This window comes from Gryllotalpicola kribbensis (genome assembly GCF_039538245.1).
In the GTDB taxonomy this organism is placed as follows: domain Bacteria; phylum Actinomycetota; class Actinomycetes; order Actinomycetales; family Microbacteriaceae; genus Gryllotalpicola; species Gryllotalpicola kribbensis.
In genome coordinates, this window is sequence record NZ_BAABBX010000012.1 from 58,644 (window position 1) to 69,465 (window position 10,822).

13 protein-coding genes are annotated in these 10,822 nt (G+C 69.8%); 10 read left to right on the top strand and 3 right to left on the bottom strand.

Annotated features, from left to right (window positions below):
• Position 1: 1 nt before the first annotated feature.
• On the bottom strand, positions 2 to 478 hold the full coding sequence (locus tag ABD716_RS07805; RefSeq protein ID WP_344775536.1) for a GyrI-like domain-containing protein: 477 nt from the start codon (positions 476 to 478) through the stop codon (positions 2 to 4).
• 35 nt (positions 479 to 513) lie between these two features.
• On the opposite strand from ABD716_RS07805, the gene ABD716_RS07810 reads away from it, so the two are divergent.
• Together ABD716_RS07810 and ABD716_RS07815 are read left to right on the top strand one after the other, a co-directional pair.
• Entirely contained in the window at positions 514 to 786 is a 273-nt protein-coding gene (locus ABD716_RS07810) for a hypothetical protein (protein WP_344775538.1), read from the top strand.
• A gap of 16 nt (positions 787 to 802) precedes the next feature.
• Positions 803 to 3,187 (top strand): MGH1-like glycoside hydrolase domain-containing protein, encoded by a 2,385-nt coding sequence (locus ABD716_RS07815; RefSeq protein WP_344775540.1) that lies wholly within the window; start codon positions 803 to 805, stop codon positions 3,185 to 3,187.
• Positions 3,188 to 3,245: 58 nt separating this feature from the next.
• Here the strand turns inward: ABD716_RS07815 and ABD716_RS07820 are convergent, their stop codons facing one another.
• A complete protein-coding gene (locus ABD716_RS07820; RefSeq protein WP_344775542.1) occupies positions 3,246 to 3,515 on the bottom strand; it encodes a hypothetical protein in 270 nt (89 codons plus the stop codon).
• A gap of 157 nt (positions 3,516 to 3,672) precedes the next feature.
• Here ABD716_RS07820 and ABD716_RS07825 point away from each other — a divergent pair, with 157 nt between their 5' ends.
• On the top strand, positions 3,673 to 3,960 hold the full coding sequence (locus ABD716_RS07825) for a GNAT family N-acetyltransferase (RefSeq protein ID WP_344775544.1): 288 nt from the start codon (positions 3,673 to 3,675) through the stop codon (positions 3,958 to 3,960).
• A gap of 49 nt (positions 3,961 to 4,009) precedes the next feature.
• On the top strand, positions 4,010 to 4,843 hold the full coding sequence (locus ABD716_RS07830) for a N5-glutamine methyltransferase family protein (RefSeq protein WP_344775546.1): 834 nt from the start codon (positions 4,010 to 4,012) through the stop codon (positions 4,841 to 4,843).
• Here ABD716_RS07830 and ABD716_RS07835 read toward each other — a convergent pair.
• Positions 4,840 to 5,292 carry a VOC family protein gene (locus ABD716_RS07835; protein ID WP_344775548.1) on the bottom strand — a complete coding sequence of 151 codons (453 nt, stop codon included), beginning with the start codon at positions 5,290 to 5,292 and terminating at the stop codon, positions 4,840 to 4,842. The genes ABD716_RS07830 and ABD716_RS07835 overlap by 4 nt on opposite strands.
• A 153-nt stretch (positions 5,293 to 5,445) precedes the next feature.
• Here ABD716_RS07835 and ABD716_RS07840 point away from each other — a divergent pair, with 153 nt between their 5' ends.
• The 6 genes from ABD716_RS07840 to ABD716_RS07865 form a co-directional block, all read left to right on the top strand.
• Positions 5,446 to 6,414 (top strand): zinc-binding dehydrogenase, encoded by a 969-nt coding sequence (locus ABD716_RS07840; protein WP_344775550.1) that lies wholly within the window; start codon positions 5,446 to 5,448, stop codon positions 6,412 to 6,414.
• A gap of 55 nt (positions 6,415 to 6,469) precedes the next feature.
• Entirely contained in the window at positions 6,470 to 6,820 is a 351-nt protein-coding gene (locus ABD716_RS07845; RefSeq protein ID WP_344775552.1) for a hypothetical protein, read from the top strand.
• Positions 6,821 to 7,304: 484 nt separating this feature from the next.
• The gene (locus ABD716_RS07850; protein WP_344775554.1) at positions 7,305 to 7,844 is read left to right on the top strand and encodes a hypothetical protein; all 540 of its coding nucleotides are present in this window, start codon (positions 7,305 to 7,307) and stop codon (positions 7,842 to 7,844) included.
• A gap of 291 nt (positions 7,845 to 8,135) precedes the next feature.
• Positions 8,136 to 9,476, top strand: a complete 1,341-nt coding sequence (locus tag ABD716_RS07855) for an efflux RND transporter periplasmic adaptor subunit (protein WP_344775556.1) — start codon at positions 8,136 to 8,138, stop codon at positions 9,474 to 9,476.
• Complete coding sequence (locus tag ABD716_RS07860) at positions 9,476 to 10,207, top strand: ABC transporter ATP-binding protein (protein ID WP_344775558.1); 732 nt, start codon at positions 9,476 to 9,478, stop codon at positions 10,205 to 10,207. Before ABD716_RS07855 ends, ABD716_RS07860 begins: the two co-directional genes overlap by 1 nt.
• A 38-nt stretch (positions 10,208 to 10,245) precedes the next feature.
• On the top strand, positions 10,246 to 10,822 hold a 577-nt coding region (locus tag ABD716_RS07865), incomplete at its 3' end, for an ABC transporter permease (RefSeq protein WP_344775560.1).

Here is a 10,822-nt window from a genome sequence, read left to right on the forward strand (position 1 = left end):
GTCATTCTGTCGTGAACGGCAGCTCGAGGCGGGTGACCCAGTTCTCCTCTGGCTCGGGCCATGCGCGCAGGTGCACCTCGCGCGCATAGCCGGCCGAATGGCCGCCGTGCTCGTGCACCCAGTCGAACAGCTCGTTCCAGGACTGCCGGATCGTCGCCATCGGCCCGTAGTGCGTGCCGATCGCGACGTGCTCGGCCCCGTCGAGCACCACGGGTGAGATCTCGCCGCCGATCTCGTCGGCGCCCGCGACGTAGCCGACCCACGCGCGCTGGCTGTGCTCGCCGAACTCGCCCGTCACCCGCTCGTACCAGGCGATCGCACGGCCCGAGATGGCGATGTCGATATCGGCGAGCCGATCGCGCAGCTGATCGAACAGCTGGTAGACGACGGGCGGCACCTGATCGCGCGGGATCGGCGCCGGCCCGGACGAGATCGCGTAGACGTGCAGCGCGTCGATCCGCGTCTCCGAGATGTCCATCTGCCGCCTCTCTCCTGCGCCTATCATCGGCAGCTATGGCGGCTGACGAGCGCTCCCCTGAACACCAGCGTGTCGAAGCGGCCGATTCACGGCAAGAGCCCTGGCGCGATTGGGGCCCGTACGTGGCCGAGCGCGCCTGGGGCACGGTGCGCGAGGACTACAGCGCAGACGGCGACGCCTGGCGCTTCTTCCCCTATGAGCACGCGCGCAGCCGGGCGTACCGCTGGAACGAGGACGGCATGGCCGGCTTCTGCGACCTCGAGCAGACGTGGGTGCTCGCCCTCGCGCTCTGGAACGGCCAAGGATGACCACCTCAAAGAGCGGATGTTCGGCCTCGCCGGCCCCGAGGGCAACCACGGCGAAGACGCGAAGGACTACTGGTGGTACCTCGACGGCACGCCGACCCACAGCTGGCAGCGCTGGCGCTACCACTACCCGCAGCGCGCGTTCCCCTACGACGAGCTGCGTGCGGAGAACGCGCGCCGCGGTGCGGACTCCGAGGAATACGAACTCGTCGACACCGGCGCGTTCGACGACGGCCGCTACTGGGTCGTGACCGCCGACTACGCCAAGGCCGGCCCGCACGACCTGCTGCTGCGCATCACGATCGAGAACGCCGGCCCCGAGGCCGCCACCCTCGACGTGCTGCCCACGCTGTGGTTCCGCAACACCTGGGCGTGGGACGTTCCAGAGGGCGAGAAGCCCGCCATCGTGCAGGGCGACGGCGCGCTGGTCGCGGGCCCGCTCACCCTGTATTACGAGCAGGCGGATGCCGCACAGACGCTGTTCTGCGACAACGAGACGAACGCGGCCGCGCTCTTCGGCGACGGCGCCGTGAACCGCTCGCCCTTCCCGAAGGACGGCATCAACGACTTCGTGGTGCGCGGGGCCGAGACGGTGAATCCCGAGAAGACCGGCACCAAGGCATCCGTTCGCTATTCGGTGACGGTCGGCCCCGGGGAATCGAAGGTTCTCAGACTTCGTTTGCGGGAAGAGGGTTTCGAGACGCGCGCTCCGCAGGCTCCGCGTGCTCCTCAACCGCCGGGCGAGGCGGGCGACGGCGCGTTCGAGGATTTTGACGAGGTCATGCGCGCCCGCGAGACCGAAGCCGATGCGTTCCACGACGCCCTCGCGCCCGCCGGGCTCGACGACGACAGGCGCCGGGTGCTGCGGCAGTCGCTTGCGGGGCTGACCTGGTCGAAGCAGTTCTTCCACTACGACGTGCGGCGCTGGCTCGAGGGTGACCCGGCTTACCCGCCGCCCCCGGCCGGCCGCGGAGCGATCCGCAACGGCAGGTGGCAGCACCTCGCCGCACGCGACGTCATCCTCATGCCCGACGCATGGGAGTACCCGTGGTTCGCCGCCTGGGACCTGGCGTTCCACTGCGTCACCTACGCGCACATCGACCCCGAGTTCGCGAAGGGCCAGCTGATCCTGCTGCTGCGCGAGTGGTACACCCACGCGAGCGGCCAGCTGCCGGCCTACGAGTGGGACTTCGGCGACGTGAACCCGCCCACGCAGGCGCGCGCCGCGCTCGACGTGTTCCGCCTCGACGGCGGCCGCGACTTCACCTTCCTCGCCCGCGTGTTCCACAAGCTGCTCATGAACTTCACCTGGTGGACGAACACGAAGGATGCCGGGCAGGACGACCTCTTCGAGGGCGGCTTCATGGGGCTCGACAACATCGCGCCGGTGAACCGCTCGACGCTCCCGGCCGACGCCGGGCGCATCGAGCAGGCCGACTCGACGGCGTGGATGGCCGTGTACGCGCTGGATCTGCTCGAGATGGCGCTCACCCTCGCGCACCACGACCGCGCCTATGAGGACGTCGCCGTGAAGTTCTTCGAGCACTTCACCCGCATCGCCGACGCCGCGAACGACGAAGGGCTGTGGAGCGACGAGGACTCCTTCTATTACGACGTGCTCACGCTGCCCGACGGGTCGAAGCACCCGCTCAAGGTGCGCTCCCTCGTGGGGCTCGTGCCGGTGACGGCATCCCTGCCGCTGCATGGGCTCGCCGACGGGCTGCCGGAGTTCCAGGCATCCGTGCGCAAGTTCCTGCGGCGCCAGCCCGAGGCGGCAGGCAACCTGCACCTGCATGCGCGCGGCGGCGGAACGACGTTGCTCGCGCTGGTGAGCCCCGAGCGCCTCACGCGCGTGCTCGCCCAGGTCTTCGACGAGCAGGGGATGCTGTCGCCGCACGGCATCCGCTCGATCTCGGCCTGGCATCGCGATCACCCGTTCCGGATCTCGGTCGGCGGCGTGGATCAGGTGGTCGACTACGAGCCCGGCGAGTCGACGAGCCATCTGTTCGGCGGGAACTCGAATTGGCGCGGGCCCGTGTGGTTCCCACTCAACGCGCTGATCATCGACGCGCTGCGCGACTACGAAGAGAACCTGGGCGAGGCGCACACGGTCGAGTACCCCGCCGGCTCAGGGCGGCAGCTGGGGCTGGGCGCGATCGCGGACGACCTGGCCGACCGGCTGATCGCGCTGTTCATCCCCGCGCCGGGCGGCGGGCCGAGGCCGGCGGATGCGCGCTACCCCCTGCTGTCGACCGACCCGCGCTGGCACGACCAGCTGTTCTTCTACGAGTACTTCCACGGCGACACGGGCCAGGGCCTCGGCGCCTCTCACCAGACCGGCTGGACGGCCCTGGTGGCCCACCTGCTGCTGCAGAGGCGCGGCTCTCAGTCGCCCGAAGTGTGAGTTCGGGCTGCCATTTCGCGACTGCGGCAACCCGAACTCACACTTCGGGGCAGTTCGGTCAGATCAGGAGCAGTGCGACGGCTGCCGCCGCGACGCAGGCGCCGATGAGGGTCACCAGCCAGCGGGGCTCGAGCACCGCCGCCGCGATCACCGCGACGATCGAGAGCGCGCCGAAGGCGACGGCCCCGACCGAGTGCAGCGCCGCGAAGCGCAACGCCGGCGGCAGGGTCTGGTTCGCGATCACCGCCTCGACCGCTTCGATTCCGAGGAACACGACGCCGATCGCCAGCAGCACGAACACGACGCGGCGCCGACCCGGACTGTGCACGCGCCCAGGCTAGCGGCCGACGGGGCGCGGCTGCAGTGTCGGCGCGGCGCGCACGCGTTCGCGCGTACGCGTCGGCCGATCGGGTGCGCGCGAGCGTGCGAATTGCGCGCGACTCGCAGCGGGCACGCCGCCGCGCACGCGGGCTTAGGCTCGAGCCGTGAGCACCGAGTTCATTCACGACACCGAGGCGCACCGCTACGTCATGAAGGTCGGCGGGAAGCTCGTGAGCGCCGCCGACTACACGGTCAACGGCGACCGGCTCTCGATCACGCACACCTTCACCGACCCGATGCAGCGCGGGCACGGCTACGCGGGCCAGGTCGTGTCCTTCGCGGTGGACGACATCGAGCAGAACTCCCCCGAGCTCAAGATCGTGCCCATGTGCTGGTACGCGGCGAAGTGGTTCGACGAGCACCCTGAGAAGGCAGGGCTGCTCGCTGGCTGAATCGGCCGAGACCACCGCGCTCGTCGCCCGTTTGCGCGCGGCCGGCTGCGTGTTCGCGGAGGACGAGGCGCGTCTGCTTCTCGATGAGGCGCGGGATGCCGCACAGCTGGAGCGCCTCGTCGCGCGGCGGGTCGCCGGCGAGCCGCTCGAGTACGTGCTGGGGTGGGTCGAGTTCGCGGGGCTGAGGCTCGCCGTCGCACCGGGCGTCTTCGTGCCGCGGCGGCGCACCGAGCTCCTGCTGGAGCTCGCACAGGAGGCGGTCTCCATTCGCGCTGCGCGCGAGTCGACCAGCGGGGACACGGCGCGCGAGTCGACCAGCGGCGGCGCTGCGCGCGAGTCGGCCGGCGGGCCGCCAGGCGGGTCGACTCGGCGAAGCCGAATGGAGACCGCGCCGTCTCTGCTCGAGGTCTGCTGCGGTGTCGCGCCGGTCGCGACCGCGGTGAAGAGGCGGATGCCTGAGGCATCCGTCGTCGCCTCGGATCTCGACCCGGCCGCGGTCGCCGTGGCTCGCACGAATCTGGAAACGCTCGGCGGCACGGTGGTCGAGGGCGACCTGTTCGCCGCGCTATCGGGTGGGCGCTTCGACGTCATCGTCGCGAACGCGCCCTATGTGCCGAGTTCGGAGGTGGTGAACATGCCGCGCGAGGCGCGCGAGTTCGAGCACCCGCTCGCCCTCGACGGCGGCGACGACGGGCTCGCACTGCACCGCAGGATCGCGGACGAGGCAGCCGCATGGCTCGCCCCGGGCGGCACGGTGCTCGTCGAGACGAGCAGGCGCCAGGCGCCCCGCGACCGCGAGATCTTCGAGGCGCACGGCTGGCGCGTCGAGCTCGTGCGCGATGACGAGCTCGACGCGACGGCCGTGCGGGCGACGCGCCCCTAAAGCGCCTGGTGCGAGCCGAGCGTGCTCGCGTCGCTCGGGACTTCGGGAGCGCCGAAGTCGAACATCCAGGTGAAGCCGTATCTGTCGGTGAGCTGACCGTAGTAGTCGCCCCACGGCGCGAGGTCGAGCGGAAGGACGTCGGTTGCGCCTTCGCTGAGCTTCGCGTAGTAGTCACGGCCGGTGTCGAGGCCTGCCGCGTCGCCGGAGAAGCTGAGCGAGACGCTCGAGCCCTGCGTGAGCGGCATGCTCTCGGGAACGTCCGAGCCCATCAGGTTCACCGCGCCGTTCAGCTGCGAGTGCATCACCTGGTCCGGGTCGACGCCATCGGTCATGCCGCTCTCGCCGAACGTCATGACGCTGAGCTCGCCGCCGAAGACGGACTGGTAGAAGGTCATCGCCTCGCGGGCGCGACCGCGGAATTGAAGATAGGGAATGAAGCTGACGGACATCGGTGGCCTCCTGAACTTCGTAATCTGCGTGACCGGGTGATGCGCTGTCGCGGGCATCATCCCGCGCGGAGTGCAGGGCGGCAAGAGCCGATTCGGGTTCGTGGGTGCGCCGCTCGGCTCGGGTAGCTTGGGGCGAAGAACGGGAGGTACACCGTGCGCGCTGCTGTCGCCGTCGACCAGAATGCCGAGGACCCGCTTTCGGGCCTGGCTCTTCAAGAACTTCCTGACCCTGAGGCAAAACCGGGGTGGACTCGGGTGCGCGTGCGCGCGGCCTCGCTCAACCCGCACGATGTCTGGACCCTGCGCGGCGTCGGCCACCCCGCCGAGCGGATTCCGATGGTGCTCGGCTGCGACGGGGCGGGCGTGACGGATGCCGGCGACGAGGTCGTCATCCACCCCGTGCTCGGCGACCCGAACCGCGGCGGCGGGGACGTCACCCTCGACCCGCGGCGCGCGCTGCTCTCCGAGACGGTCAACGGGTCGCTGGCCGACTTTGTGCTGGTGCCGACCGAGTGCGTCGTGCCGAAGCCCGCGTGGCTGAGTTTCGAAGAGGCTGCGACGCTCGGCATCGTCTGGGGCACCGCATATCGGATGCTGTTCACGAGGGCCCGCCTGCGGGCTGGCGACCGCGTGCTGGTGCAGGGCGGCTCGGGCGGGGTCGGAAGCGCCGCCATCTCGCTGGCGCGGGCGGCGGGCGCGAAGGTGTACGCGACGGCACGGACCGAGGCGAAGCGCGCGTTCGCATCGGAGTGCGGCGCGCATGAGGTGCTCGAATCGGGCGCGCGCCTGCCCGAGCGCGTCGACGTCGTGGTCGACACGGTCGGCGAGGCGACCTGGGCGCACTCGCTGCGGTCGCTCGTTCCCGGCGGCGCGATCGTGACGTGCGGCGCGACCAGCGGGAACATGCCGCCGGCCGAGCTCAACCGGGTGTTCTATCAGCAGCTCTCGGTCATCGGGTCGACGGGGTCGACGCGCACGGAGTTCGAGGCGCTGCTGAGGCTGCTCGAGGCGAGCGGCGTGCGGCCGCACCTCGACTCGGTCGTCGCCCTCGACGACGTCCGCTCCGGGTTCCAGAAGCTCATCGACGGCGATGTGCGAGGCAAGGTCGTGGTGCGGACTTAGGACGCTCCGGGCCCAAAGCGCCGCGCGCGGGGCATCCCTCGGTACCGTCGCCCTGATGGCTGCCCCGACCTCTGAAGTCGAACTGATGCTGAAGCGCAAGAACCGCCTCGCCGAAGAGCGCAAGGCGGCGGACTTCCGCGCCACCGAGCGCGAGAAGCGCGAAGAGGCGGCGAAGATGCGGGCGCGCGCGGCGTCCGCTCGCTTAGCGCAGATCGCGAAGATGCGGCAGACGGATGCCCGGCGACTCGACGCCGAGGCGGATCGGTGCGCCGGGGAGGCCGCGCGGGCTGATGAGAGAGCGCGCAGGTTCGCCCTCGATGAGGAGCTCGTCGCGGTGCGGCTGGCCCACACCGAGCCGTCGGCGGCCCTCGCCGATTCCGGTGACTCGGACTGGACCATCGTCTGAGCGACGGGTCCGGCGCGCCCGGGACCGAGGTGCATTCCTCGCGTTCCCTTACAGTTCGGTAAAGACCCGGCCATCTGGCGTTCACATGCGCGCGGAAGCGGGAGACTTGATGCAGTGCCCCGCTGGTGGTCGGACCAGCGGGGTTCTTCTCTGCCCGGGTGTTGGGCCGGACCACGATTCGACATGCATCGGCGGCGAGCGACGGCTCTTTCCCTCCACAGGCGAGGGTTCGTCCGCTTGTACACATCTGCGAGAGATCGCTTCTGAATGTCGGAGGCGATCGATACCGTTCTCGCATGAGTTCGGTGCTTGACGCGATGCGCGAGCTGACCACGCTGGTCAGCTCGGCTCTGCCATGCGCCGAGCAGGTCGCCCGGGCAGGCCGCCCGCGGCGTTGACATCCACGTCCGGCGTAATGACTCAATTCCACGTCGCGGCCCGCTCGCGCGTAGCGAGCTGACCATGAAAGGTGCGGTGAACACGAGTGTCTGACGAGCCCTGGTACGAGCGGCTGCGCGAGCAGTGGCGCCCCGAGCGGGTGCGGGTGCTGATCATCGACGAGGCGGCGCCCGAGCTGGCGGCGGACTCGAAGCACGAGTTCTTCTATTCACCCACGGTGGTGAGCTGGGATCCGCTGTTCCGCGCCGTGGTCGAGGTGTACTTCGACGGCGAGTTCCCGCCGGCCGGCGCCGATAAGCGGCCCTATCTCGAGCGGCTGCGCGACGAGGGGGTCTTCGTCATCGAGACGATCCCGTTCCCCGTCGGCGCGTACAGCCGGGGTGAGCGACCGCACCTGACGGCACGGTTCGCACGCGCCGCGATCGAGCGGGCCACGGCGCTTGAGCCCGAGGGCGTCGTGATCGCGTTCAACTCTGGCTTCCGGGCGCTCGGGCCCGGCCTCGAGAAAGCCGGCCTGCGGCTCCTGCACGACGCGCCCGTGCCGTTCCCGCGCGGGCGGTATCGCGACCAATTCATCGAGGCGCTACGCGAGATCGTCGACGGGCAGCCGCGACGCGCGGCCTGAAATCAGCGCGGCCTGAAACCAGCGCGGTCCGGGTCGCTGCACGTCCTCAGTCGAGCACTCTCGCGCGGTGACTAGCGGCGACGACGGCGCTGACGCAGCGATTCCCGCCCCGTGCGCACCACGGCCCACACCGCCGCGGCGAGCGCCGCCAGTGCGATCAACTCGGCAACGCGGATGATCAGCATGCCGAGAAGCCTATGCGCGCCGGGCACCGAGGCACCCACCCGGTTCTTATCCGCCGCATAGGCGGGCGATCACCTCGTCCAAGTCGGCGACCCCATATTGATCGGCATGATGGCCTTCCTCACGCGTCCACGAACGTGGATAATCACGGCCGTCGTCGTTGTCGTGGTCGCGGGCGCCGCCGTCTGGTGGTTCGGGTTCGCACAGAAGACCAGCGCCAACGCGGCGACCCCCTCCTCGACGACTCTCACCGTCTCGACCCAGACGCTTCAGCAGTCCGTCTCGGGAACCGGCACGCTCTCGCCCGCCGTCGACGAGCAGGTGGACTTCGCCGCGTCCGGCACGGTCACCGCGGTCAAGGTGAAAGAGGGGCAGACCGTCAAGAAGGGCGCCACCCTCGCCACGATCACGACGACGCAGGCCGACGCCGACCTTGCCGAGGCGAAGGCGACCCTCGCCAGCGATCAGGCGAAGCTCGCATCAGACCAGTCCGCGAGCGACGGGTCCTCTGCCGACGTGGCCCAGATCGCCGCCGACCAGGCCGCCGTGTCGGTCGCACAGGCAGCGGTGGACTCCGCTCAGAAGGAGGTCGACGGCACCACCCTCACGGCGCCGGTGGCCGGCACCGTGACCGCCGTCAACGTGGCCGTGGGTGACACGGTCTCGGGCTCGTCGAGCTCATCCAGCGGCTCAGGCGGCTCTGGCAGCTCGGGCGGGGCGGGGGCGACGGCGGGCGACGGCTCGTCGAACTCGGGTTCCGGCTCGTCGCCGACGAGCAGCTCGTCGGCATCCTCATCGTCGTCCTCCTCGAGCTCGAGCGGCGCCTTCGAGATCACCGGCACCGACTCGTGGACCACCCAGATCAACGTCGCCGCGGCGCAGGTGAAGAACATCAAGACCGGAAACCAGGTCAAGCTGTCCACCAGCGAGAACTCCTCGTTCTTCGGCACGGTCAGCTCGATCGGGCTGCTGCCGTCGACCAGCTCGGGTGCAGCCACCTACCCCGTCGACGTGGCCGTGACCGGCACGCCCGACAACCTGTACGACGGGGTCTCGGTGACCGCGAACGTCATCTACAAGCAGGTCTCCGACGCGGTCGCCGTGCCGAGCCTGGCCCTGACCCAGTCGAACGGGAAGACGGTCGTCACCAAGGTGGTCGACGGCAAGCAGGTCAAGACCGAGGTCACCACAGGAATCCAGTCCGGCCAGTACACGCAGATCACCTCGGGGCTCAAATCGGGCGACAAGATCGTGCTCAAGATCACTCGGCCGGGCGGTACCGGGGGCTCGAGCGGCAGCGGCTCGAGCGGCCGCACGGGCGGCGGCGCCGGCACCGGCGGGTTCCCGAGCGGCGGCTTCGGCGGCGGCACGGGCACGTTCCCCGGTGGCGGTTTCGGCGGTGGCACCGGCGGCGGCTTCCAGCGGCCCGGCACGGGTTCGGGGAACTGATGGCTGAGACCTCGACCATGCCGGCGTTCCTCGTGCCGGGCGACAGCGAGCCCGTCATCCGGCTCGCGGACGCGCGCAAGACCTACAAGACCGGTTCGATCGAATACGAGGCTCTGCGCGGCATCGACCTCACGATCCGCGCAGGCGAATACGTCGCGGTCGTCGGGCCGTCGGGCAGCGGCAAGTCGACGATCATGAACATCCTCGGCTGCCTCGATACTCTGACGAGCGGCTCGTATCTGCTCGCGGGCGACAACGTCGAGGATCTCGACGAGATCGATCTCGCGGATGTCCGCAACAAGCGCATCGGGTTCGTGTTCCAGCAGTTCCACCTGCTGCCGAGCCTGTCGGCCTGGCGGAATGTGGAGCTGCCCATGATGTACGCCGGCGTCCACAAGGACGAGCGGCGCGAGAGGGCCGTTGCGGCACTCGAGCGCGTCGGCCTCGGCGACCGCATCGACAACAAGCCGGGGCAGCTCTCGGGCGGCCAGCAGCAGCGCGTCGCCGTCGCGCGCGCGCTCGTGACCGAGCCGACGATGATCCTCGCCGACGAGCCGACGGGAAACCTCGACTCGCACTCCACGGAAGAGGTGCTCGGGCTGTTCGACGAGCTGCACGCGAGCGGCCGGACGATCGTGCTCATCACGCACGAGCACGAGGTCGCCGCCCGATCCCGCCGCATCGTGCACGTGCGCGACGGGCTCATCCAGTCAGAAGAGGTGCTCGCATGAACTGGATGGAGACCGCGCGGACCTCTTGGTTCGCCATCATGAGCCACAAGATGCGCTCCGCGCTGACGGTGCTCGGCATCCTCATCGGCATCGCGGCGGTCATCCTGACCGTCGGGCTCGGCCTCGGCACGCAGAAGGACGTCTCGAGCCAGATCTCCTCGCTCGGCTCGAACCTGCTGATCGTCTCGCCCGGCTCGTCGACCTCGTCGAGCGGCGTGCGGGGCGGCTTCGGCACGGGCTCGACCCTGACCGAAGCCGACGCCACCGCCCTCGCCTCGAAGGTGAACGCGCCCGACATCGCGGGCGTGGACGCCGAGAAGTCGAGCTCCGAGGAGCTCACCGCCGGGTCGACCAACTGGACGACAAGCGTGGTCGGCGTCACCCCCTCGTATCTGAAGGTGCGCTCGCGCACCCTGGCGACGGGCACGTTCATCACGGCGCAGCAGCAGGCCGACGAGGCATCCGTCGTGGTCCTCGGCTCTGAGACCGCGCAGGAGCTCTTCGGCTCATCGAACGTCGTCGGGCAGAACGTGACGATCGACTCCCAGACCTTCGAGGTCGTCGGCGTGCTCGCCTCGTCCGGTTCGAACTCGACCAGCAACCTCGACGACACCG

Coding starts and splice junctions, on each gene's coding strand:
- ABD716_RS07855 (WP_344775556.1), top strand. CDS start 8,136: ATGATGGCCTTCCTCACGCGTCCACGAACGTGGATAATCACGGCCGTC.
- ABD716_RS07805 (WP_344775536.1), bottom strand. CDS start 478: ATGGACATCTCGGAGACGCGGATCGACGCGCTGCACGTCTACGCGATC.
- ABD716_RS07860 (WP_344775558.1), top strand. CDS start 9,476: ATGGCTGAGACCTCGACCATGCCGGCGTTCCTCGTGCCGGGCGACAGC.
- ABD716_RS07835 (WP_344775548.1), bottom strand. CDS start 5,292: ATGTCCGTCAGCTTCATTCCCTATCTTCAATTCCGCGGTCGCGCCCGC.
- ABD716_RS07810 (WP_344775538.1), top strand. CDS start 514: ATGGCGGCTGACGAGCGCTCCCCTGAACACCAGCGTGTCGAAGCGGCC.
- ABD716_RS07815 (WP_344775540.1), top strand. CDS start 803: ATGTTCGGCCTCGCCGGCCCCGAGGGCAACCACGGCGAAGACGCGAAG.
- ABD716_RS07845 (WP_344775552.1), top strand. CDS start 6,470: ATGGCTGCCCCGACCTCTGAAGTCGAACTGATGCTGAAGCGCAAGAAC.